Genomic DNA, 22,597 nt, shown 5'->3' with positions numbered 1-22,597 from the left:
AACTCTTTCGAATCCGTCTCAACTCAGGAGCGGCGCATTATAGAGATCCCGGATGCGCCGTCAACTCTTTCTTCAAACTATTTTGCAATCTCGAACAGGTGGTACTTTTTCTTGCCGAGTTTAACCAGGAAGAAACGGCCATAAAGTGCCTTTTCCGCACTGAAGGCTTCGGCGGTTTTCATGTTGTCTTCCGCACCCTGCGCCACACCATTAATGAAGATGGCATTGCGGCCCAGAGCGTCTTTTACTTCACGACCGGCTTTAACCATGCCGCTGTCGGTAAACAGCGTGGTCATCGGAACATCAGCCAGACCAGCCAGCTGCAGATCGCTTGATGACAGACCATCCAGTTTGATTTGTTCCAGCTCGGCTTCTGACAACTGAGCGATATCGCCGGAGAACAGCGCTTCGGTAATACGGCGTGCAGACTGCAGGGCTTCTTCGCCGTGTACCAGACGGGTCACTTCTTCCGCCAGAATCGGCTGCGCGGTTTTACGGCCTTCGATCGTTGCGTCGTGCGCTTCGATTTCAGCAATACGTTCTACCGGCATAAAGGTGAAGTAACGCATGAACTTATACACGTCGGCATCGGCAGTATTCATCCAGAACTGATAGAAGCTGTATGGCGAGGTCTTCGCCGGGTCCAGCCATACGGCGCCGGATTCGGTTTTACCGAATTTAGTGCCGTCGGATTTGGTTACCAGCGGTACCGTCAGGCCAAACGTCTGCGCACCGTTCTGACGACGCGCCAGATCAATACCACCAACGATGTTGCCCCACTGATCCGAACCGCCAATCTGCAGCGTACAGCCATGACGACGGTTCAGTTCTGCAAAGTCCATCCCCTGCAGCAGAGCGTAGGAAAATTCGGTAAAGGAAATACCGGCACCTTCACGGTTCAGACGCTGCTGTACCGATTCTTTGTTAATCATGGCGTTAACAGAGAAGTGTTTACCGACATCGCGCAGGAAATCGAGCACGTTCATCTGTCCGGCCCAGTCGAGGTTATTCACCACGGTAGCGGCGTTGTCGATGCCATCAAATTTAATGAACTGACTGACCTGCTGGCGGATCTTATCGGCCCAGCCGGCAACCACATCGGCGGTGTTCAGCTGACGCTCGGCGGCTTTAAAGCTCGGATCACCAATCAGACCCGTCGCTCCACCCACCAGCGCAATCGGCTTGTGTCCGGCATTCTGGAAGCGGGTCAACACCAGCAGCGGAACCAGGTGCCCAAGGTGCAGACTGTCAGCCGTCGGATCAAAGCCGCAATACAGGGTGATGGAACCAGATTCCAGATGTTTGGTCAGTTCCTCATCCGCCGTCGCCTGATTAATCAGACCGCGTGCTTTTAAGTCGTCTAATAATGCAGCTGTCATGGGAGCACTCTGAATTGTGTCGGTATTAGAAAGGTTGGTGAACATACCTGATCAATGTGCAAAATCAAGTTCGCGGGGTAAAATGCCGGCGAATTGTTTACACTTATGAAGCATTCAATCATTTACAGAATAAGGACGACCAGATCGCTATGGCCTTGTCGGGACGCCTGCAGTATTTCCCTCTGACTCACTTACTCGGTGTTCTGACCGCTCTGGTTGTGTTACTGATGTTGTTGCTCTGGCCTCAGGCACCAGAAAAAAATCTGCAACAGACCCGGTACATTATTGAGATGCCGGATACGGTGGCCGAGCCAGAGGGTGAAGCCGCTGTACTTAACTGGGAAGAAACCACGGTGCGTCCCGGCGATAACCTGTCCATTCTGTTCAGTCGCCACAACCTCAGCGCCGCCGATGTTATTGAAATTGCCGCCGTCGCGCCAAAGGAAGCTATCCAGCTTAAGCCCGGCCAGACCCTGCACTGGGTTCGCTCACAGGATAACCATGTGCAGCAATTCCAGATTGAGATATCCCCTCTTGCCCGACATACCTTCGAACGAACCACCGATGGCAGCCTGAAATATGAGCTGGCTGAGCGCCACGCTGATTACCGCCCGCGTTTTGTCGGTACAACCATTGAGAACTCGTTGTTTCTTGATGGCTCCCGTGCCGATATTCCGGAGCAAATCCTGATTGAACTGGCCGCTATCTTCGGCTGGGACATCGACTTTGCTCTTGATATCCGCCAGGGCGATCGTTTCAGCCTCATTTATGACGAGGTATTCCTCGACGGTGAAAAAATCGGTAATGGCAATATTCTGGTTGCGCGCTTTATCAATCAGGGACGGGAACTGACTGCGGTGCGCTATGAAGATCAGGCCGGCGACGCCAACTACTACACCCCTGAAGGCCAGAGTATGCGCAAGGCTTTCCTGCGTAACCCGATTGATTTTGCCCGCATCAGTTCACGCTTTAACCTGAACCGTAAACATCCGGTGCTGAATACATTACGCGCCCATAAAGGCACCGATTACGCTGCGCCAACCGGCACCCCGATTAAAGCCGCCGGAGATGGCAAGATTGTGTTCGCCGGGCGCAAAGGCGGTTTCGGCAACTGTGTCATTATTCAGCACGGCTCCCGTTATCAGACACTTTATGCACACCTGAGCAAATTCAACCGCAGCGCCCGGGTTGGCCGCAGTATTAAACAGGGTCAGGTAATTGGCTATGTCGGCAGCACCGGCCTGGCAACCGGTCCGCATCTGCACTACGAATTCCGTGTTGACGGTGTACACCGTGATTCCCTGCGGGTGAAGCTGCCAAAAGCCGATTCCATTCCATCAAAAGAAAAGGCCGCTTTCCGCCAGAAGTCTCAGAGCATGGTGAGCTGGCTGAACAGCTATAACGAGAACGAAGACAACCGCGTTGGTGCATTCCAGTGACGCTCTATATCGGCCTGATGTCCGGCACCAGTGCCGATGGAATGGACGCCGCCCTGGTCGATTTTGCTCAGGGCGCTCCGCGCTTACTGGATGCTCTCTGCCTGCCTTACGAGGCCGACTTCCGCCAGCAACTGCGTACCCTTGCCGTTGCCCGCGACGCTGATATCAACGGTATCGCATTGCTCGAACGCCGCATCGCGGCCTTATCAACTGACGCTGTAATGCAGCTGCTGCAACGCAACAGCCTCAGCGCGGCGGATGTCCGTGCCGTTGGTTCTCATGGCCATACCCTGCGCCACCGCAGTCAGCCGGATGGCTTCAGCTGGCAGCTGGATGATCCGAGCTGGATCGCTGAGCATACCGGCATTTGCTGCATTGCCGACTTCCGCCGCCGTGATATCGCTGCCGGCGGTCAGGGCGCTCCGCTGGTGCCGGCTTTCCATCAGCATTGTTTTGGCCGCAATGTGCAGGTGCTGAATATCGGCGGTATTGCCAATCTTTCCGTACTGCCAACCGACAGCCAGCCCGACAGTATGATGGGCTTCGATACCGGTCCGGGTAATGCACTGCTGGATGAATGGTGTCAGAAATATTTTGGTTGCCCGCGCGATGACCGCGGCCAACTCGCGGCCAATGGTAAGGTCATCAGTTATTTATTAGACGACTGGCTGAGTCAGCCGTACTTTCAGCTGTCACCACCAAAAAGTACCGGTCGTGAACTGTTCCGTCTGGAACATCTGGGCGACCTGAACCATGAAGATCCGCAGGATGTGCTGAGCACACTGACCGAACTGACCGTGCAGAGTATCGCACTTGCGATCAGGCAATTTGGTCATGCAACTGGCGAGTTGCTGGTATGTGGTGGCGGTGTGCATAACCATTATCTGATGCAGCGTCTGCAACAGGTGTTGCCGCAACTGCAGGTACAGAACACTGCCAAACGCGGCATTGACCCTGACTGGATGGAAGCCATGGCATTCGCCTGGCTGGCGCAACGCACGCTGGAAGGTTTAAGCGGTAATGCGCCGGCGGTAACCGGCGCCAGAGGTGGGCGCATTCTGGGTGGGATTTATCCTGCCTGACTGCGCTGAGACCGTCAGGGCAGGCTGATACTCTCTACCGCACGGCGAACTTTCTCTTCGCCCCACTTCAGCGGTTGGCGTGGTGGCTCGCCAGCCACTACAGATACACCGAAACCCGGTTCTTCAATAAACACCACTCCGGCGTCATTGCGGATTTCCAGTTTATGCTCACCTTCCAGCATGATGACATCCAGTACATCCGGCTGCAGATATCCACCCCAGAAATCGGTGCCACGGATGCCAATAGTGGCGGCTGGCGTGGTGACCGTCAGTTGCGGATCAGTCTGACGGGTAATTAATCCGGTGATAAAACGAAAGGCGCCTTCGACAAACTCCAGTCGCGCTGAATTGCTGTCACTGCCAGCCGCGTATTGCCATTCACTGAGCTGAACGCTGGTGTCGGCTCCCAGAGTAATCACGCTGCCTTCGTTCATTTTCAGCACCAGCCGCGCCTTGCTGCCGGTAGATACTTTATCGCCCTGCTCTACCGCATCACCGCGTTGCAGCTGTATTGCTTCACCGCCGCGGTGCCAACTGACCTGGCCGACGCTCACGCTGATGATGCCTATATTCTCTGCCTGCACTGGCAGTATCAGCAACATGCATAAGGCAAAGAAAAGGGATTTCATAGCGGCTCCTCAGGCTGGTACGGGACACCCCGTCCATCACAACATAGCATCAGGAAGCCCTGAGCGCACACCGGCGGCATACGCAGGGGAGAGGAAATCAGAAGCTGGCGTAGCCTTCGAGCTGCAGACGGGTAACCTCTTCTGCACCATTGGTCACCGGGTCAAGAAAAGCCGGCAAATCGGCGACGTCAACTTTATTACGCGCCATCCAGCTCCGGCACACTTTCAGTTCAACCACATTAAATGCATCGAGCCGCGCCGCCAGATCCACCAGCGCTTTATTGCCGCGATAGCTGCTACGCACGAAAATGGCGATTTCATCGCCGCTCAGTACCAGCCTGACCGGCTCGTTATTGCGGTAATCAACGCTGCGCGACAGCTCTTCTGCGCGGGTCAGCAAAGCCTGCAGCTCTTCTGCGGTATGAAGTTTCACCACCGCCTGAATTTTACTGCCGGGCTGCAGCTGACCTGCCGTTGGCGCGATACCTTCGAGAGGTAACTCCGGAGTGCTGGTCGCCTCTGTGCTGACTGCCGCCGGCTCTTCTGTCAGAGGTACAAGCTCCGCCAAAGCAGGCTGCACCAACAACAGAGAAGAGAGTAAAACGAGGCGCGAAACAGCCATCAGGCATTCCTTATCAGATGGAGAACGACGATCCACAGCCGCAGGTGGATGATGCGCCGGGGTTATTCACCATAAAGCGTGAGCCTTCGAGGCCTTCTTTATAGTCCAGTACCGAGCCAACCAGATAGCTGTAGCTGAGAGCATCCACCAGCACGCGGACACCCTCCAGACTGATCAGCGTGTCATCTTCGGCACGTTCATCGTCGAAAGTGAAACCATACTGAAAACCAGAACAGCCACCACCGGTGACAAAGACTCTTAAGCAGAGTTCGTCATCCGCCTCTTCCAGCAGCAACTCACGGATTTTATCCTGAGCTGCCTGGCTGAGTTCGATCGGGCTGGCCTGTTGTACTGCACTCATAATGATTCCGGCTTGCTGAATATCGGCAAATTATCGGTTTTTCCGACTAATTTAGTCAACTTTAACCTCAGGCTCTGCCACTACAGGAGCAGGCTCCGGCTTCTTGCGGCTGTCACCTTTTGTCTGATGGTGCAGTTTGCCGTTCACTTCGGCACCCATCACCATTTCCATCATCTGATAATAAACATCACCGTTTACCTGAGCTTTCTTCGCCAGCTCAATGTATTCACCGGCATGCACGTCACCGATGACTTTGCCGTTAATAATGATATTGGGCGCACTGATCTGGCCTTCAACCCGGCCTTTATCACTTACCCGCACAACGGCACCACTGCCGGCTTCAGCCACCAGATTACCTTTAATCACACCATCGATGTGCAGGCCGCCAGTGAATTTCACATCGCCGGTGATTTCGGTTTTAACAGAAATCAGGGTGTCGTAATGAGTATTGCTGCCCTTGTCTTTACTGCTGAACATTAAGCCTCTCCTTATTGGGGCCAGTCGATGGTTTGTTCGACGCGCTGTGCTTTACCGCCGGTGGATTGCAGAACAACCTGCACCTGCTGTGGCACGAAACCAGCAGGTAATCTGAGATCACCTGCTACTTCCTGAAAATAACGGAATCTGAATTTTACGCCCAGATCAGTCACATTACTGTCGAGATCACGTAACGGCAGGATGACTTTTTCCGCCCCCTGCATACCAACAAAATTCACTGCCGCCAGCCCGGAGATATAAGAGCTGTTATCCGCCACCTGAGTCATCATGATGGAATAACGGAAGGTTTCGGTGCCTTCCTGCGGCTGAATCTCAACTTTACTGACGCGTAAACCTTTGTCATTGGCACTTGGTGCCATGATGCCTTTATAGAAAGCCACTTCTTCTTCAAGGGTGGATATCTGCGCTTTCAGTTCTTTAACGGTCTGGCGGATACCTTCGGTGGCCTTACGGTCAACCTGACCACCCTTTTCCAGAACGCCTACACGCTGGGTCAGATTGGTGATGGTTCGCTCTGCATCCTGCAATGCCAGTTGCAGCGAATCGCGGGTCGCCGTCAACTGCTGAATACTGCTCATGCTGTCGTAAACACCACCAAAGTAACCACCAACACCCACCGCTACGATGAACAGCACCATATACAGGGTTCGCCGAAAGCGTTCCCAGGGCCGGTACTGACGAATAATCAGCTGATCCTGTTGGCTACCTTTTACTACCGCCATGCGTGTGTCCTTATTGATCCATGTATTTAAAACGTATCAGGGCAACAGTGCGACCTGCTTCAGGCCTGCATCCTCAGCCAGACCAAACATGATGTTCATGTTCTGTACTGCCTGACCCGACGCACCCTTAACCAGATTGTCGATTACCGATAATACTATCACCTGTCCGGTATGGGCATGATGATGAACGGCAATACGGCAGACGTTACTGCCCTTCACACTGCGCGTGGCAGGGTGACTGCCAGCCGGCATAACGTCGACGAAAGGCTCGTTGGCGTAGCGGGCTTCGTACAACGCCTGCAGATCTTCTGCCAGCCCCGGAGCCTGAGCATAGAGTGTAGAATGAATTCCGCGGATCATCGGCGTCAGATGCGGAACAAAGGTAAGGTTGACCGCTTTACCCGCAGCACGTTCCATACCCTGACGGATTTCCGGTAAATGGCGATGGCCTTTAACCGCATAGGCCATCATCGATTCGCTGGCTTCGCACAACAGCGAGCCCACGCTGGCACCACGACCGGCACCGCTGACGCCGGATTTACAATCGGCAATCAGCATCTGCTCAGGTAACAGGTTATTTTCCAGCAGCGGCAGGAAACCCAGCTGTACCGAAGTTGGGTAACAACCCGGCACCGCAATCAGACGCGCTTCTTTAATCTGTGCGCGGTTCACTTCTGGCAGACCGTATACCGCCTGCGGCAGAATGCCTTTGGCACCGTGTGGCTGGCCGTACCATTTTTCCCACTCAACCGCGTCCTGCAGACGGAAGTCGGCTGATAGGTCGATCACGCGGGCGCCGGTATTAAGAATTTCTTCCGCCAGCGAGTGCGCAACACCGTGCGGCGTGGCAAAAAACACCACATCACACTCACCCAGCGTCTGTACATCAGGTACGCTGAAGCGCAGATCGGTATGACCACGCAGGTTGGGGAACATATCAGCCACCGGCAGACCATCTTCACTGCGCGAAGTGATCACCTTCAGCTCAACGTCCGGATGGTTTACCAGAATTCTGAGCAGCTCTACACCGGTGTATCCGGTGCCACCAACGATACCGACTTTAATCACGCCAAACCTCGTTTGTCAGAAGACCGCTCCGGCAAAACCGGGGGCGGTTAAATACAGAAAGGCAGGTATAATACTGATTCTTGTCCCCCGTTGACACCACGCCGGTAAGCCCATTGCCGGATAAGGATGCCGGTTTACCGTGAAGCGCCTCAGACAACAGTGGCTCAGCCTGATTGCTTTATCAGATAACCAGATTGGCCTGGCCTTTCTCTCACTGCTGGCCGGTCTGGCCAGTGCGCTGGTGATTACCCTGTTCCGTCTGGCGATCGAATTTCCTTTTGCCACCCTGTTGCCGGTGGAGCACTCCGACGATTTCGAGCACCTCAGCGAAGCTGCCCGCATTGCCCTGCTGTGCGGCGGCAGCCTGCTGCTGATTGTTATCTTTTATCTGGTAAAGCCGGAACGCCGCGGCGTTGGCGTGACCCATGTACTGCAACGGATGGAATCGCATCAGGGCTATCTGCCGCGGTCGAATATTGTGCTGCAGTGGTTTGCCGCGGTGATCGCCATTATCAGTGGCCACAGCGTGGGGCGCGAAGGACCGGCCATTCATCTGGGTGCCGGTACCGCCAGCCAGATCGGTCAGAGTGTTGGCCTGGCGCATCACCGTCTGCGAATTATTGCCGGGGCCGGTGTCGCCAGTGCGATTTCTGCTTCTTTTAATACACCCATGGCAGGCGTGATCTTCGCCATGGAAGTGGTGCTGCTGGAATACAACATCCGCGGTTTTATTCCGATTATTCTCGCCTCAGTCGCCGGTGCCATTGTCAGCGAAGCGGTATTCGGCGCACAGACGGCCTTTGCCGTGCCCGGCGTTGATATGAATTCGCTGCTGGAAATTCCTTATATTCTTGCCCTCGGCATTATCGGCGGCATCGTCGCCAGCGGCTTTATTCTGCTGGTGCGTTTTTTCCAGCGTCTTAATCCCCTGCCGTTATGGCTTAAATGGGGCGGACTGACCGCTGCCACCGTACTGATCAGCACCTTCCTGCCGCAGGTCATGGGGATCGGCTACGACACGGTGAACGATGCATTAGCCGGCAATGTGGTCATGGGAACCCTGCTGGGTTTATTGCTGGCCAAACTGGTGCTGGCCGCCTGGGCCGCCGCCGTGGGTTTTCCCGCCGGTTTAATCGGCCCGACCTTATTTATCGGCGCCGCGCTGGGCGGCCTGCTCGGGCAATTATCCGCCTGGTGGCTGCCACAGTATCCGGTATCCGTGGGGTTTTATGCTCTGCTCGGCATGGCTGCGTTAATGGGCGCGGTTCTGCGCGCACCGCTTGCAGCTCTGGTGGCGCTGCTGGAATTAAGCGCCAACCCGAACATTATTATGCCGGGCATGCTGACCATCGTGATTGCCAGCCTGGTGGTGAGTGAGGTATTCCGCCTGCCATCAGTCTTTGAGGTGCAGCTCGGTGGCGGCCACAATTATCAGCAGCCCGATCCGGTGCAGCAGATGCTGCGCAATACCTGGGTGGCCGAAGCGATGGAACAATCTTTTGTCACGGCATCGCGCCAGCTGTCACCGGAAGCCGCGGGTTTTATTCTGCAGCGCGAACCGGAGTGGCTGTTACTGGAAGAAGAAAACGTTATCCTGCCCCCGGCCGCAGTGGCCGAGGCGCTGAGTCTGCGTAAAGAGCAGGAAGAAAGCGGTGAGCGCAACGATGACGATATTGATCTGATTGCCATCCCCGCCGACAGGCAGCCGGTCGAACGCATTTCGCTCAAGGCCAATCTGCAGGATGCCTTAGACCTGATGCAACACCATCACTTACAATGGCTGGCCGTTTACCGCGATGACCAGTCCAGCCGCTGTGTTGGCATCGTCTCGCGCACACACATTGAACACTTCTATCACTACCAGCCAAGAGGCCGTTGATGCTCTGGGTAAAAGCCTTCCACATTGTTGCCGTCGTCACCTGGTTTGCCGCGATTTTTTATCTGCCACGTCTGTTTGTATATCACGCCAGCGCCGAAGATCAGGTGTCGCGTGAACGTTTTAAAATCATGGAGCGCAAGCTGTACCGCGGCATTATGACGCCGTCGATGATTGTGGTGCTGGCGTTGGGCGCCTGGCTGCTGACGTTTAATCCGCGCTACTACTTTATCGACAGCCACTGGATGCATGCCAAGCTGACGCTGGTTGCCCTGCTGGTGATTTACCATTTTTACTGCGGCCACTTATTAAAAGTATTCCGCGACGATAACAACCAGCGCAGCCATGTGTTTTACCGCTGGTTTAACGAAATCCCCGTCTTCATGCTGATCGCCATTGTTATTCTGGTGGTCGTGCGTCCGTTTTAACGTCTGTAAAAAGAGAGTGCTATGAGTTATTCCATCGCCCAGTCCGAAGCCCTGTTTGCCGCCGCACAGAAACACATTCCCGGCGGAGTTAATTCACCGGTGCGTGCATTTAAAGGCGTGGGCGGCACCCCGATTTTCTTCGATCATGCCAAAGGCGCTTATGTGTTTGACGCCGACGGCAACCGCTATATCGATTACGTGGGCAGCTGGGGGCCGATGATTCTGGGCCACAGCGCCGATGAAATTCTCGATGCCGTACGCGCCCGCATGGATAAAGGCCTGAGCTTTGGCGCACCGACCCATATCGAAATCGAAATGGCCGAAGAAGTGTGCAAACTGATTCCGTCCATGGACATGGTGCGTATGGTGAACTCCGGCACCGAAGCCACCATGAGTGCGATTCGTCTGGCGCGTGGTTTTACCGGTCGCGATAAACTGGTGAAATTTGAAGGCTGCTACCACGGCCACGCCGATTCACTGCTGGTAAAAGCCGGCTCCGGCATGCTGACCTTAGGCGTACCGACCTCTCCGGGCGTACCGGCCGCCGTTGCCGCCAACACCATCACCCTCGACTACAACAATCTCGACAGCGTTAAAGAATGCTTCGCGCAAATGGGCGACGAAATTGCCTGTGTGATCATCGAGCCGGTAGCCGGCAATATGAACTGTATTCCGCCAAGCAAATCCTTCCTGCAGGGGCTGCGTGAGCTGTGCTCCGTGCATGGTATTGTGCTGATTTTTGATGAAGTAATGAGTGGCTTCCGCGCCGCACTGGGCGGCGCTCAGGAATATTACGGCATCGTGCCGGACATGACCTGTCTGGGCAAAGTCATTGGCGGCGGTCTGCCGGTCGGTGCCTTTGGTGGTAAGCGCGAAATTATGGAATATCTGGCACCGCTGGGCCCGGTCTATCAGGCCGGTACACTGTCGGGTAATCCGCTGGCGATGGCTGCAGGTCTGGCCATGCTGAAAGCCATTCAGAAACCAGGTTTCTACGACCAGCTGAACGCCCGCGTGCAATTATTGCTGAACGGTCTGCAGGCCGCCGCCGATGCGCACAATATTCCGTTTACCCACAACAGCGCCGGCTCTATGTTTGGTTTCTTCTTTACCGGGCTGAAAGAAGTAAACACCTTCCGCGACGTGGCTGACCACTGCGATGGTGCACGCTTTAATCAGTTCTTCCACGGCATGCTGAAAGAAGGCGTTTACCTGGCGCCAAGTTCTTTTGAAGCCGGTTTTATGTCCATCACCCACAGCGAGCAGGATATTCTGGAAACCATCGCCGCCGCCGACCGCGTAATGGCCACCCTGTAATGGATGCCCAGTTTGCCGCGATGATGCTGTTGCTGGTCGGCGCCTGGCTGTGCCTGCAGCAGCGCCCGAACCAGCAGCGTCCGGATGAGGAAACACAAACAGAATGGCGCGGCGAATCGGCCGCGCGTTTTGCTGCCGGCCTGTTGCTGCTCTGCGCGGCGGCCGCCGAACTGTTTCAGCTGCCGCCCGCGGCCACATTATTACTGCAACAGCTGAGCCTGTACGCTGCCCTGCCGTTATTAATTATTGTGCTCGGTGCTCAGGCGCTGGGGTATCAGTGGTCACGCATGATCTGGGGACGGGTACTGCTGGCATTATGTGTGGTGTTTGAGCTCTGCCGCCGTAATAACCAGCTCGATGCATTGCTGATAACCATCGCTGCGGCAGCCGTAATCGCCCTGCTGCTGGCGCTGTGGAAAATGAGCGCGGTACGGGCCTGGCTGGCCGCGCAATTAATGATGGCCTGCGGCGCACTGGCCTGGATATCAGCCAGTCAGAATCTGCTGGAACCATTGTTATTCTGGCTAAGCATGACCAGCATCAGTGTTATGCCAATTTGGGCGGAGCGGCTCAAGCAATCTGAACTAGGCTGAAGGGAGTTTGCCAATGGCAAGACAATAAAGTTCTGCTATTGGCTTCACCCTTTTGACCAGACAGGTGTTGCATGACTTCCATCCGTGACGATTTCTACCGTCAGGCTGACCGCTTTTTCCTCGGCATCAACAGCGCTCTTTTCGGAGTCTCTTTATTACTCGCCAACTGGTATAACACCTGGACGGAAGCCCTGATTATTGGCCTTCCGGCTCTGCTGGTTCCTCTGTTTATCAGCAAAGCATCCCCAGCCAGTCGCTTATCGCGGATGACCTATGGCGCTTCGCTGATGATATTTTCTGCCCTGCATATTCATCAGGCTCACGGCTTGCTGGAAATGCACTTTGGTATTTTCGTGCTGCTGGCCCTGCTGCTGTATTACCGCGATGTCATGCCCATTCTGGTGGCTGCCGCCACCATTGCCGTACACCATTTACTGTTTAATTACCTGCAGGAAAACGGCAGTGCCGTTTGGGTATTTGAATCCCGCACCGGTATCAATATCGTATTACTGCATGCCGTTTTTGTTGTGATTGAATCGGCGGCACTGATGTATCTCGCCCATAAAAGCTGGCAGGAGTTTCAGCAGCATACTGAACTGGCGGAGATCGGTGCCCATATTGCCGATGACGGCAAAGTGGATCTGACCTTCCGCATTGAGAATCCGAAAGGGAAATTCACCAAATCCTTTAATAATTTCTTTGCCCTGATGAATGATCTGGTCAGTCAGGTGGCGCGGCTGTCACGGCAGATTAACGACGTTGGCCAGTCCTTCGCTCAATCCACACAGCAGATGAGCGAGGGAGCCAGACGTCAGCATCAGGAAACCGAAATGATTGCCACCGCCACCACGCAGATGACGGCATCGATGCAGACCATTTTTGCCCATTCTCAGGATGCTGCCAGCGCAGCCGAAGCCGCCGATAAAACCGGACAGGAAAGTGAAAAAAATATTCTGCAGGCGCGCAGCACCATTGAAAACCTGGCCAGCAATATTGAACGCGCCAATCAGGTGATCAAAAATCTGGATACCGAAAGCAACAATATCGGTTCCGTGCTGGCCGTGATTCAGGGCATTGCTGAGCAAACCAACCTGCTGGCACTGAACGCCGCCATCGAGGCAGCCCGTGCCGGTGAGCAGGGACGTGGTTTTGCGGTGGTGGCCGATGAAGTCCGCACCCTGGCATCGCGCACCCACGAAAGCACTGAAGAAATTCAGCGCATGATCGAACGCCTGCAGAAAGGCTCACGCGAAGCGGTCAGTGCGATGGATACCAGTAAACAGGGAGTCGATAACAGCGTTACCCAGATTGCCGCCAGCAGCGACAGCCTGCTGGGTATGAAGCAGGCGGTCACGAATATCCATCATATGAGCCAGCAGATTGCCGGCTCCATTGATGAGCAGAACAGCGCCATTAATGAAGTGAATTCGAATCTGAATGTTATCCGCGATATCAGTGAAGACACCTCGGAACAGGCCAGTGGTTCGGCACGTAATTCCGAGCGTCTGGTTGCCATGGCTACCGATTTACGCGGCCTTCTGACTCAGTTTAAGGTCTCCGACTGAGCCGGAGCGTCGCCACTGGCATTATCCTCCGGAGCAGAGCACAACTCCGGGGGATTAAATAAGCCTTCCGGCTTTCCTACCAGAACTCATCAACAACCGGATTCTGATTAACCGGCAATACCGGCTCCGATTTAATCTTCAGCTCACGCTGACTGCCCAGTAAAGACAACGTTATTTCGGTATCGCCCTGGGCATAGCCCTGATAAGTGGCGTTCATTTTCATATCAACACCCAGCGACTGAACCTGATTAAGCACAGTCTCGAGCCCGCGGCTCTGATTATTCATCTGCCCCCGTCCGGCCACTTTCGCCATGCTCATCAGGTACTGATTAATCTGATCCATGTATTTGGCATCTTCCTCAGAAAGAGGTTTGCCGGATGAGTACTGGATCGCGAGGCTTCGGTAATCCGATTCTGACTCCGGTTTTGTTCTCCGCCATATTTCAACCCGTGCTTCAAATTCTTCAAACGTTTCCAAAGCACCCATAGAAATACTGACTGGTTTACCAACCAACAGCTCTTCCTTGTATGAGAAGTCGAGATTGATACGGTTGCCACTTGGCAGAGTCAGGGACGCAGATGCGTTAAATTCGTTGGTGACAATGCCGCCCCCTTTGGAAGCGTCATTAGGTCGGGGGCCGTAAGTAACCGCATCCTGCCGGTACATCATCGAAGGTGAATATTCCGCCACTCCGTATTCCAACTTCATATTGCCCGAGGTCTGACCGGCACTGAACAGCACCAGATCATGGCCAGGGTTCAGCTTGCCGCTGATAAGGTCGGCATTAACCTGACGGGCTTTCTCATCATCGGCCAGCCCCTGAGCATTGGAAATTTCCATATAGCGCAGCGACTGATCGGAGGTGAAATCAACAACACTCTTACTGTCATCCAGCAGATTGACCTGACTGCCGGAACCCGCGCCATTCTGCTGGTAACCGACGTAGCGCTGAGCATCCTGCCAGACCTGCAGAGACACCTGCGTCGTTGGCGCAGCGACACTGATGCCGCCATGGTGAGTAACCAGATTCTCAAGGGGATAGGGCTCAACCGGGCCATTCGCCTGGCTGTCGGCCTGATGACTGGCCGGAAGGTTTGCTGCCTGCATGACAGCCGATAACGGAGTGGTAATGTCCATGCGAGTCATCCTTACTCTGCGGCTTTAACCTGTTATCGGCATCCGCTCCGGATGTTTAGCCACAGCATGAGCTTATAACGCGACATTACCAACAACTGACATAACTGACAGTATGCTTTTACTGCTACCCCAACGCCGCCTGCCGCCTGAGATTATCTGCCTCGGCGCCACGGCCCTGCGCATCCAGCGCTTCGGCCATTAACAAACGCAAACGCCGGGTTAATTCCATGTCGCCACCGGCAAATACCAGCGCGCGCTGCAGTAACTGTTCGGCGCGTACGGCATCGCCCATCTGCAGGCTGACCCAGGCCTGACGATAAAACACCGCCGGGTTGCGCGGCTGAATCTGGCGCGCCTGATCAAGGTAGGTCATGGCTTTGCGCCACAGCTGTTGCTGGCGTGCCTGTTCGGCTTTGGCGAACAGGCTGGCGACCGCCGGATGATGTTCGCCCTGACTGAGCGAGGCCAGCATACCGTCCTGCCACTGGGGCAGATCGTCGGCCGTTGCCTGTTGCTGTTCCGGTTTGGGCGGCAGCGGCGTACAGCCGCTCAGCCCACCCAGTAACAGCAATAAGAACAACAGAGGAAGCGATCCACCTCTCAGAACAACCAGTCGAACCACGATTTTTTCTCCTCAGGCGCCGGTTCAGGCTGAAGCGGCTGACAGTCAGGCAGCGAAGCCGGTAAACGGCTGCTGATAAAAGGATAAAGCGTACCATGACAACCGCTGCCCACCAGCTCGCCGCGTTCATTCACGGCGGCAGTACGCAGCGCCGAGGCAGGTTGCAGCGGTTCACTACCTACCGTGCGGAAGGTATCCAGCCAGATTGGCAGCGCGGCGCTGGAGCCGGCAAAAGGCATCGGCTGGTTATCGTCACGACCAACCCAGATAATGCCGAGATAACGGTTATCGAAACCGGCAAACCAGGCGTCGCGCTGGTCATCACTGGTACCGGTTTTCGCCGCCAGCGGGCCGTTCAGCACCTGAGTTAAACGCCGTGCGGTGCCGCGCTCGGCCACCTGTTCCATACCATAACGCAGCCACTGCATCAGCGCCGGATCAAAGGCCTGCTCGCCGCGCAGCGCATAGGATGACAGGGTTTGTCCCTGTGCGGTGGTGACCGCTTCGATGGAACGCAATGGCATCACAAAGCCCTGCGAGGCGATGGTCTGATACATGCCTGCCACCTCATAGGGCGACAGCGAAATCGCCCCCAACAGCATCGACGGATACGGCGGCACTTCGGCCTGCAGGCCCAGTTTATGGAAGGTGGCGGCAACATTGCTCAGCCCCACTTTCATCCCCAGACGGGCGGTGGCCTGATTCAGCGACAGCGCCAGACCATCGACCATCGGCACCACGCCGTGGGAGCGGTGATCGTAATTCTGCGGCTGCCATAACTGGCCGCCGGGGCCGGATACCGACACCGGCTTATCTTCCAGTGGTGTGCCCCAGTGGTAACGGCCACTCTGCAGCGCGGTTAAATACACCACCGGTTTGGCCAGCGAGCCAATGGCACGTTTGGCCGCCAGAGCGCGGTTAAAACCAAAGAATTCGGCCTGACGCGAGCCCAGCAACGCCCGCACTTCGCCGCCATCGACGCTGGTAATCACCGCTGCGGTTTCGAGCTGACCTTTGAGTTTGGCCGAGCGGCTTTCCAGCTGCGTCAGCTGACGTTCGGCCGCCTGCTCTACCGCATGCTGCGCCCAGGGGTCGAGGGTGGTGAAGATATGCAGACCTTCGCTTTGCAGATCTTCCAGCCGGTAATCACGCTGCAGCTGGGCTTTGGCCAGTTCGAGGAAGGCCGGATATTCACGCTGACCGGCGCGGCGCGAATCGGCGGTGACCAATGGCTGTCCCTGCGCCAGAATGCGCTGGGCATCGGAGATGATGTTGTTTTCGGCCATCAACCCCAGAATCAGGTCGCGGCGCTGTTTCGAGCGTTCCGGATTGCGGCGCGGATTGTAATAAGACGCACCTTTGACCAGCCCGACCAGCGTGGCAATTTCGGCAGTGCTCAGTTCCTGCACCTGCTTGCCGAAATAAAAGCGCGAGGCCAGACCAAAGCCATGAATCGCCCGGCGTCCGGCCTGCCCTAAATACACTTCATTTAAATAGGCCTGCAGAATCTGCTCTTTGCTGTAATGCAGCTCCAGCAGCAATGCCATTAAGGCTTCCTGAACTTTACGCGCCAGCGTGCGCTCGCTGGTTAAAAAGAAGTTCTTCACCAGCTGCTGAGTAAGAGTCGAGCCTCCCTGCACAAAACCACCGGCTTTGACGTTGGCCAGCATGGCGCGGGCAATACCGCGCAGCGATACACCCCAATGATCAAAGAAGGCTTTGTCTTCGGTAACGATCAGTGCAGCGACCAGAGCCGGCGGAATCTGCTCCAGCTTAACCAGTTCACGGTCTTCGTTATGGGCCGGGAAAATACCGCCGATATATTGTGGTTCCAGCCGCACCAGCGCCTGATCATCGCCGTCTTCAACAATATTGCTGACCCGTCCCTGAGCGAACTCCAGCCGCAGCTTGCGCGCCGGTTCCTGACCATCCCAGAACGGGAAAGCGCGGCGGTAAACCACCCAGTCATCGCCATCGCGGTAATAGCTGCCCGGACGTACCGCCCCGGCCTGCTCACGGTAATCGGCCCATTCCAGTTCGGCTTTTAATTGCTCCGGACTGAGCAGCAGCCCCGGATATACGGATAATGGCCGGGCGAATACCTTGGCAGGCAATGTCCATTTATTACCATCGAATTTGGCCCGCACCTGAGCATCCAGATACACCAGCCCGGCCAGCGTCAGCACCAGTCCCACCAGCATCAGGCGCAGCAGCCACACCAGCCAGCGCGGCCAGCCTTTCTTCTGTGCGGATGATTGTCGGGAAGCGGAACGCTTGGCAGAGGGGGAACGGGACGTCTTTTTACCGTTACGGGACACCATCAAAACCTTCACTTTTTATCGTTGGCGGCATGATAACAGGCCACTGTTTACACGCCTAACGACAACCTAAACTACAGGATTAACCACATAGGTAACCCCATCATTAACGACAAGAAGAGCGCTTGTTAACGCGCCATGATCTGCAGGCCGCTGGCCTGCGAAGCTGTCATTCTGAACAGCTAAGATGACGACAACGCGACATCTCACATCCTCCGACACATCCCACAACACGACAGCCCGATCAGACTGACTTCATCATAAATAACAATGAGGACAGTTAAGCGCCAGATCGCGGCGCCCGGGCCGGCATTTATGGTGCCTCAGCTGCAACCGCTGCAGGGCCTGCGGTTGCAGCTGCGGTGCGGGTTTTCGCCGCTGTTGGCAGGCATAAAGCAGCCATCCTTTAAACAAGAGATATTAATCGTGACAATCCAATCTATTGTCTGTATTTTTTGCGGAATATTGCCATTATGGCGCGCAGCAGCAGGGCGACGAATATGGCGATCTGTCTATGCAAACTGGCACTAAGAAATGGCGTACTCTTACCTCAGGCCCGGGCCTGCAGGTGGCATTAAGATACCCCTGAATTTCTTATGAGACCGGATAAACCGCCGAAGGTTTATCTGTTTTATTGGCTTCCCTCACGGGGAACGGAGCTGGAGAACTGGCTTAATGAAAATGCGTTTATTGGGTATTGGTTCCATGACAGCCGCACTGATGGCAACTGCTGTTACTGCATCTGCTCAGGAAGAACTGCATATTTATAACTGGTCTGATTATATCGCCGAAGACACCATCGCCAATTTTGAAAAGGCGTCCGGTATCAAGGTGACCTATGACGTATACGACTCCAACGAAGTTCTGGAAGCCAAACTGCTGGCTGGCCGCAGCGGCTATGATCTGGCCTTCCCGACCGCGCGCCCGTTTGCCGACCGTCTGATCCGCGCCAAGCTGTATCAGCCTTATGACAAGAGCAAGCTGAGCAACTACGACAATCTGGATAAAGTCATCCTGAAATCCCTGAGCGATATCGACCCGGGCAACCAGTATCTGGTGCCTTATATGTGGGGTACTACCGGTCTGGCTTATAACGTCGACAAAGTAAAAGCGATCCTCGGCGACGATATGCCACTGGACAGCTGGAAGCTGGTCTTCGACCCGGAAATCAGCAAGAAGCTGTCAGCCTGTGGCGTTGCCCTGATGGACGACCCGACTGAAGTATTCGTTGCGGCCCGCGCTTACCTGGGCAAACCAACCGACGACTTCAGCAAGAAAGCCATTCAGGAAGCGGCCGATGTAATCGCCGGAGTGCGCGCCAACATCCGTTACTTCCACAGCTCACAGACCATTAACGATATGGCCAACGGCGATATCTGTGTGGCCCACGGTTACTCCGGCGATATGCTGCAGGCTCAGGCCCGCGCTGCCGAAGCAGCCAACGGCGTCAACGTTGAATACATCGTACCAAGCGAAGGCGCTGTGGTATGGACCGACGTTGCTGTCATTCCGGTGGATGCACCAAACCCGGCTGCCGCACATAAGTTCATCAACTACCTGCTGCAGCCGGAAGTGATTGCACCGATTTCCAACTACGTGGCTTATGCCAACGCCAACGCTAAAGCCACTCCGCTGGTTGATGCCGAAGTGCGTAACAACCCGGGCATTTATCCGCCGGCTGCTACCCAGGAAAAACTGGTCGTGCTGAAAACGCCGACCGATAAAGAAGCACGTAATATGTCCCGTATGTGGACGCGGGCGAAAACCGGTAAATAATTCGCTGTTCACCGGATTACGCCGACCAGAACCTCGCAACGTTGGTTGCGGGGTTTTTTCATTTATCGGCAAACCTATTAACCGTTTCACTGGAGCGTCCGGAACGAGATGACACAGATTCGTCCAGCATCCTCTGAGCAGCCCTGGGCTGCGCCTGAAGAAGAGCCTATTGTCCGCATCGACAAGGTAACCAAGACCTTTGGTTCTACCTACGCCGTTGATGAAATCAGTCTGAATATTCACCGTGGCGAATTTTTCTCGCTGCTGGGTGCCTCTGGCTGCGGTAAAACCACCCTGCTGCGTATGCTCGGTGGTTTTGAAACCCCGACCTCCGGCCGCATTTATATCGACGGTCAGGACGTGACCGATGTGCCGCCGTATCTGCGTCCGATCAATATGATGTTTCAGAGTTATGCGCTGTTCCCGCATATGAATGTGGCGCAGAACATCGCCTTTGGCCTGAAACAGGAACGTATGCCGTCGGCCCTGATCCGCGAACGCGTGGCCGAGGTGATGTCGCTGGTACAGATCGAAAAACTGGCAACACGCAAACCGCATCAGTTATCCGGTGGTCAGCGTCAGCGTGTGGCACTGGCACGTGCTCTGGCCAAACAGCCAAAGATTCTGCTGCTCGACGAACCGCTGGGCGCACTGGATAAAAAACTGCGCGAACACACCCAGTTCGAGCTGGTGAATATTCAGGAACGTCTGGGCATCACCTTTATTATCGTGACCCACGATCAGGAAGAAGCCATGACCATGTCATCGCGTATCGCCCTGATGCACGATGGCCGTATCGAACAGGTCGACGCGCCGCGACGTATGTACGAATTTCCGGCCACCCGTTATGCCGCCAGCTTTATCGGCTCGGTTAACCTGTTTAACGGCCATGTGGTGTCCCATGAAAATGACATGGTGCTGATTCATTCGGAAGAAGCCGGCAGCGATCTGCTGGTGCATCACAGCCAGCCGCTGAATCCGGGCATGGAAGTGACCGTGGCTATCCGTCCGGAAAAAATCGCCGTGCGCGATCATCACGGCGACGACCCGAACAGCATTCACGGCATTATTCAGGAAATTGCTTACCTCGGTGACGTGTCCATTTACCACGTTGAACTGCCAAGCGGTAAGCGTGTGCAGTTCACCCAGTCAAACGTTCTGGCTCTGGCCGAACAACCACTGACCTGGGGACAGGAAGTCGCGCTCAACTGGAACGCTTACAGCTGTGGGGTGCTGACTCAATGAACGGCTGGCTGCTGCAATTAAACAACCGTATCCGTGCGCTGGTGCCGGGTAAGGGTCTGATTGTTGGCGCGCCCTGGTTCTGGCTGGCGCTGTTTTTTGTACTGCCTTTTCTGTTTGTACTGAAAATCAGCCTGGCCGAACCACAACTGGCACAACCGCCCTATCAGGACTGGATCCGCGAAATTGAAGACGGCCTGATCACCATTAAGCTGAATTTCGGCAACTACGCCATGCTGTGGGAAGACGAGCTCTACCGCGATGCATTGTGGGGTTCGTTTGAAATTGCTGCGATCTCGACCTTTTTCTGTCTGCTGATCGGTTATCCGATGGCCTATGCCATTGCCCTGGCACCGACGCACTGGCGCATGCCACTGCTGATGCTGGTGATTCTGCCGTTCTGGACGTCGTTCCTGATCCGCGTCTACGCCTGGATTGGTATTTTAAAAAATAACGGTCTGCTCAATCATTTTTTAATGAGTATCGGCCTGATCGATCAGCCACTGGAAATTCTGCATACGCCCACCGCGGTTTATATCGGCGTGGTGTACAGCTATTTACCGTTTTTAGTGTTGCCGTTGTACGCCACCTTAGTGCGGCTGGATAACACGCTGCTGGAAGCAGCGGCGGATCTCGGTGCGCGACCATGGAAACAGTTTTTAACCATTACCCTGCCACAGTCGGTGCCCGGCATTCTGGCCGGTTCGATGCTGGTATTTATTCCGGTGATGGGCGAGTTCGTGATTCCTGACCTGCTTGGTGGTCCCGACACCCTGATGATCGGTAAGCTGATGTGGACCGAGTTCTTCAGTAATAAAGACTGGCCATTAGCCTCGGCGCTGGCATCGGTATTACTGGTGGTACTGATTATTCCGTTCGTACTGATGCGTCATTACGAACAGAAAGCCGCCGAAGAACTGAAGTAGGGGAAGAGTCATATGTTAAAACGCTATCCACTGCTGTTTGGTCTGCTGTTTCTCGGCTACGCCTTTCTGTATCTGCCGATTTTCAGCCTGATTATTTATTCGTTTAACGAAAGCCGCCTGGTGACTGTGTGGGGCGGTTTCAGTACCAAATGGTACGGCGAATTAATCAACAACGGACCGCTGCTCGATGCCGCCTGGCTGAGTATTAAAATTGCGGCGTTAAACGCATCGCTTGCTGTGGTGCTGGGTACGCTGGCGGCGCTGACGCTGGTGCGTCTGCGCGGTATCCGCGGTCATAAAAGCCTTGGCGTCATGGTGACGGCACCGCTGGTGATGCCGGAGATTATTATCGGTTTATCGCTGCTGCTGTTGTTTGTGGCGATGGAAGATTTAATCGGCTGGCCCGCTGGCCGTGGTCAGACCACCATTCTGCTGGCGCACGTTACCTTCTCCATGGCTTATGTCACGGTGATTGTGCAGAGCCGTCTCGCGCATATGGATACTTCCATTGAAGAAGCGGCTCTCGATCTGGGCGCACGGCCGGTAAAAGTCTTTTTTGCCATTACCCTGCCGATGATCGCTCCGGCGCTGGCCGCCGGCTGGCTGCTGGCCTTTACCCTGTCGATGGATGATCTGGTGATCGCCAGCTTTGTCTCCGGTCCGGGTTCAACGACCCTGCCAATGGTGGTGTATTCCAGCGTGCGTCTGGGCGTCAGCCCGCAGATTAACGCGCTGGCGACCATTATTATCGCTGTGGTGTCCACCGCGGTATTAATTGCCGGTGTCACCATGTACCGCAAAGAGCTGAAGGCGCAACGTAAGAGCTGATAGCTCTGTGGGAGTGACTTTGTAGGAGTGACTTTCAGTCACGATTCTCATCGCGGCAAAAATGCCGCTCCCACAAAAATCATCGCGGCAGCAATGCCGCTCCCACTCCTCATCCCCTTATCCTTTATTAATTGCCCTGCCTCTGTTTTTTATCCCCGAAAACCCGCT

21 protein-coding genes are annotated in these 22,597 nt (G+C 55.1%); 11 read left to right on the top strand and 10 right to left on the bottom strand.

All coding sequences use genetic code 11. The annotated features are described in order from the left end of the window. Positions 1–77: 77 nt before the first annotated feature. Positions 78–1,379, bottom strand: coding sequence for a tyrosine--tRNA ligase (tyrS, locus tag HUF19_RS01370; RefSeq protein WP_260998159.1), 1,302 nt, complete (start codon positions 1,377–1,379; stop codon positions 78–80). Between the two features lie 149 nt (positions 1,380–1,528). On the opposite strand from tyrS, the gene HUF19_RS01365 reads away from it, so the two are divergent. Then, complete coding sequence (locus HUF19_RS01365) at positions 1,529–2,818, top strand: peptidoglycan DD-metalloendopeptidase family protein (protein WP_260998158.1); 1,290 nt, start codon at positions 1,529–1,531, stop codon at positions 2,816–2,818. Next, complete coding sequence (locus HUF19_RS01360; protein ID WP_260998157.1) at positions 2,815–3,900, top strand: anhydro-N-acetylmuramic acid kinase; 1,086 nt, start codon at positions 2,815–2,817, stop codon at positions 3,898–3,900. Before HUF19_RS01365 ends, HUF19_RS01360 begins: the two co-directional genes overlap by 4 nt. Before the next feature lie 14 nt (positions 3,901–3,914). On the opposite strand, the gene HUF19_RS01355 is transcribed toward HUF19_RS01360, so the two are convergent. The 6 genes from HUF19_RS01355 to argC all read right to left on the bottom strand — a co-directional run bounded on the left by HUF19_RS01355 (position 3,915) and on the right by argC (position 7,800). After that, positions 3,915–4,529, bottom strand: coding sequence for a FecR family protein (locus HUF19_RS01355; RefSeq protein ID WP_260998156.1), 615 nt, complete (start codon positions 4,527–4,529; stop codon positions 3,915–3,917). A gap of 97 nt (positions 4,530–4,626) precedes the next feature. Beyond that, a complete protein-coding gene (locus HUF19_RS01350) occupies positions 4,627–5,151 on the bottom strand; it encodes a DsrE family protein (RefSeq protein WP_260998155.1) in 525 nt (174 codons plus the stop codon). A 13-nt stretch (positions 5,152–5,164) separates the two neighbouring features. After that, positions 5,165–5,512: an iron-sulfur cluster insertion protein ErpA gene (erpA, locus tag HUF19_RS01345; protein WP_260998154.1), complete on the bottom strand. Its 348-nt coding sequence runs from the start codon at positions 5,510–5,512 to the stop codon at positions 5,165–5,167. Between the two features lie 51 nt (positions 5,513–5,563). After that, positions 5,564–5,989: a bactofilin family protein gene (locus HUF19_RS01340; RefSeq protein WP_260998153.1), complete on the bottom strand. Its 426-nt coding sequence runs from the start codon at positions 5,987–5,989 to the stop codon at positions 5,564–5,566. An 11-nt stretch (positions 5,990–6,000) separates the two neighbouring features. Further along, on the bottom strand, positions 6,001–6,732 hold the full coding sequence (locus HUF19_RS01335) for a DUF6776 family protein (protein ID WP_260998152.1): 732 nt from the start codon (positions 6,730–6,732) through the stop codon (positions 6,001–6,003). 36 nt (positions 6,733–6,768) lie between these two features. Then, on the bottom strand, positions 6,769–7,800 hold the full coding sequence (gene argC / locus HUF19_RS01330) for an N-acetyl-gamma-glutamyl-phosphate reductase (RefSeq protein ID WP_145466821.1): 1,032 nt from the start codon (positions 7,798–7,800) through the stop codon (positions 6,769–6,771). Between the two features lie 139 nt (positions 7,801–7,939). On the opposite strand from argC, the gene HUF19_RS01325 reads away from it, so the two are divergent. The 5 genes from HUF19_RS01325 (at position 7,940) to HUF19_RS01305 (ending at position 13,579) form a co-directional block, all read left to right on the top strand. Beyond that, the gene (locus tag HUF19_RS01325) at positions 7,940–9,679 is read left to right on the top strand and encodes a chloride channel protein (protein ID WP_260998151.1); all 1,740 of its coding nucleotides are present in this window, start codon (positions 7,940–7,942) and stop codon (positions 9,677–9,679) included. After that, positions 9,679–10,104: a protoporphyrinogen oxidase HemJ gene (hemJ, locus tag HUF19_RS01320; protein ID WP_145466825.1), complete on the top strand. Its 426-nt coding sequence runs from the start codon at positions 9,679–9,681 to the stop codon at positions 10,102–10,104. Before HUF19_RS01325 ends, hemJ begins: the two co-directional genes overlap by 1 nt. 21 nt (positions 10,105–10,125) lie before the next feature. Continuing rightward, complete coding sequence (hemL, locus tag HUF19_RS01315; RefSeq protein ID WP_260998150.1) at positions 10,126–11,421, top strand: glutamate-1-semialdehyde 2,1-aminomutase; 1,296 nt, start codon at positions 10,126–10,128, stop codon at positions 11,419–11,421. Next, a complete protein-coding gene (locus HUF19_RS01310; RefSeq protein ID WP_260998149.1) occupies positions 11,421–12,014 on the top strand; it encodes a hypothetical protein in 594 nt (197 codons plus the stop codon). The genes hemL and HUF19_RS01310 overlap by 1 nt, the downstream gene beginning before the upstream one ends. Before the next feature lie 71 nt (positions 12,015–12,085). After that, a complete protein-coding gene (locus HUF19_RS01305; RefSeq protein WP_260998148.1) occupies positions 12,086–13,579 on the top strand; it encodes a methyl-accepting chemotaxis protein in 1,494 nt (497 codons plus the stop codon). Between the two features lie 76 nt (positions 13,580–13,655). Here HUF19_RS01305 and HUF19_RS01300 read toward each other — a convergent pair whose 3' ends face one another. The 3 genes from HUF19_RS01300 to mrcB form a co-directional block, all read right to left on the bottom strand. After that, on the bottom strand, positions 13,656–14,717 hold the full coding sequence (locus HUF19_RS01300) for a hypothetical protein (RefSeq protein WP_260998147.1): 1,062 nt from the start codon (positions 14,715–14,717) through the stop codon (positions 13,656–13,658). Positions 14,718–14,841: 124 nt separating this feature from the next. Beyond that, positions 14,842–15,339: a tetratricopeptide repeat protein gene (locus HUF19_RS01295; protein WP_260998146.1), complete on the bottom strand. Its 498-nt coding sequence runs from the start codon at positions 15,337–15,339 to the stop codon at positions 14,842–14,844. Continuing rightward, positions 15,318–17,660 carry a penicillin-binding protein 1B gene (mrcB, locus tag HUF19_RS01290; protein WP_260998145.1) on the bottom strand — a complete coding sequence of 781 codons (2,343 nt, stop codon included), beginning with the start codon at positions 17,658–17,660 and terminating at the stop codon, positions 15,318–15,320. The genes HUF19_RS01295 and mrcB overlap by 22 nt, the downstream gene beginning before the upstream one ends. A 678-nt stretch (positions 17,661–18,338) precedes the next feature. On the opposite strand from mrcB, the gene HUF19_RS01285 reads away from it, so the two are divergent. The 4 genes from HUF19_RS01285 (at position 18,339) to HUF19_RS01270 (ending at position 22,429) form a co-directional block, all read left to right on the top strand. After that, the gene (locus HUF19_RS01285; protein WP_260999453.1) at positions 18,339–19,433 is read left to right on the top strand and encodes a polyamine ABC transporter substrate-binding protein; all 1,095 of its coding nucleotides are present in this window, start codon (positions 18,339–18,341) and stop codon (positions 19,431–19,433) included. A 108-nt stretch (positions 19,434–19,541) separates the two neighbouring features. Beyond that, positions 19,542–20,678, top strand: coding sequence for an ABC transporter ATP-binding protein (locus tag HUF19_RS01280; RefSeq protein ID WP_260998144.1), 1,137 nt, complete (start codon positions 19,542–19,544; stop codon positions 20,676–20,678). Then, a complete protein-coding gene (locus tag HUF19_RS01275; RefSeq protein WP_225691474.1) occupies positions 20,675–21,601 on the top strand; it encodes an ABC transporter permease subunit in 927 nt (308 codons plus the stop codon). The genes HUF19_RS01280 and HUF19_RS01275 overlap by 4 nt, the downstream gene beginning before the upstream one ends. 12 nt (positions 21,602–21,613) lie before the next feature. Further along, the gene (locus HUF19_RS01270; RefSeq protein WP_145466841.1) at positions 21,614–22,429 is read left to right on the top strand and encodes an ABC transporter permease subunit; all 816 of its coding nucleotides are present in this window, start codon (positions 21,614–21,616) and stop codon (positions 22,427–22,429) included. Positions 22,430–22,597: the final 168 nt, after the last annotated feature.

The sequence above is a fragment of the Thalassolituus hydrocarboniclasticus genome, from assembly GCF_025345565.1.
GTDB classification, from domain to species: domain Bacteria; phylum Pseudomonadota; class Gammaproteobacteria; order Pseudomonadales; family Oceanobacteraceae; genus Venatoribacter; species Venatoribacter hydrocarboniclasticus.
The sequence above is the reverse complement of the archived record's forward strand: the minus strand, read 5'-3'. Positions and strand labels throughout refer to the sequence as shown.

What these genes read in the sequence shown, in the direction of transcription:
- HUF19_RS01280 (WP_260998144.1), top strand. Translation starts at nt 19,542, where the DNA reads ATGACACAGATTCGTCCAGCATCCTCTGAGCAGCCCTGGGCTGCGCCT.
- HUF19_RS01350 (WP_260998155.1), bottom strand. Translation starts at nt 5,151, where the DNA reads ATGGCTGTTTCGCGCCTCGTTTTACTCTCTTCTCTGTTGTTGGTGCAG.
- HUF19_RS01300 (WP_260998147.1), bottom strand. Translation starts at nt 14,717, where the DNA reads ATGGACATTACCACTCCGTTATCGGCTGTCATGCAGGCAGCAAACCTT.
- HUF19_RS01310 (WP_260998149.1), top strand. Translation starts at nt 11,421, where the DNA reads ATGGATGCCCAGTTTGCCGCGATGATGCTGTTGCTGGTCGGCGCCTGG.
- HUF19_RS01285 (WP_260999453.1), top strand. Translation starts at nt 18,339, where the DNA reads ATGCGTTTATTGGGTATTGGTTCCATGACAGCCGCACTGATGGCAACT.
- erpA (WP_260998154.1), bottom strand. Translation starts at nt 5,512, where the DNA reads ATGAGTGCAGTACAACAGGCCAGCCCGATCGAACTCAGCCAGGCAGCT.
- HUF19_RS01340 (WP_260998153.1), bottom strand. Translation starts at nt 5,989, where the DNA reads ATGTTCAGCAGTAAAGACAAGGGCAGCAATACTCATTACGACACCCTG.
- hemJ (WP_145466825.1), top strand. Translation starts at nt 9,679, where the DNA reads ATGCTCTGGGTAAAAGCCTTCCACATTGTTGCCGTCGTCACCTGGTTT.
- HUF19_RS01305 (WP_260998148.1), top strand. Translation starts at nt 12,086, where the DNA reads ATGACTTCCATCCGTGACGATTTCTACCGTCAGGCTGACCGCTTTTTC.
- HUF19_RS01365 (WP_260998158.1), top strand. Translation starts at nt 1,529, where the DNA reads ATGGCCTTGTCGGGACGCCTGCAGTATTTCCCTCTGACTCACTTACTC.
- HUF19_RS01335 (WP_260998152.1), bottom strand. Translation starts at nt 6,732, where the DNA reads ATGGCGGTAGTAAAAGGTAGCCAACAGGATCAGCTGATTATTCGTCAG.
- HUF19_RS01355 (WP_260998156.1), bottom strand. Translation starts at nt 4,529, where the DNA reads ATGAAATCCCTTTTCTTTGCCTTATGCATGTTGCTGATACTGCCAGTG.
- HUF19_RS01275 (WP_225691474.1), top strand. Translation starts at nt 20,675, where the DNA reads ATGAACGGCTGGCTGCTGCAATTAAACAACCGTATCCGTGCGCTGGTG.
- mrcB (WP_260998145.1), bottom strand. Translation starts at nt 17,660, where the DNA reads ATGGTGTCCCGTAACGGTAAAAAGACGTCCCGTTCCCCCTCTGCCAAG.
- hemL (WP_260998150.1), top strand. Translation starts at nt 10,126, where the DNA reads ATGAGTTATTCCATCGCCCAGTCCGAAGCCCTGTTTGCCGCCGCACAG.
- tyrS (WP_260998159.1), bottom strand. Translation starts at nt 1,379, where the DNA reads ATGACAGCTGCATTATTAGACGACTTAAAAGCACGCGGTCTGATTAAT.
- HUF19_RS01270 (WP_145466841.1), top strand. Translation starts at nt 21,614, where the DNA reads ATGTTAAAACGCTATCCACTGCTGTTTGGTCTGCTGTTTCTCGGCTAC.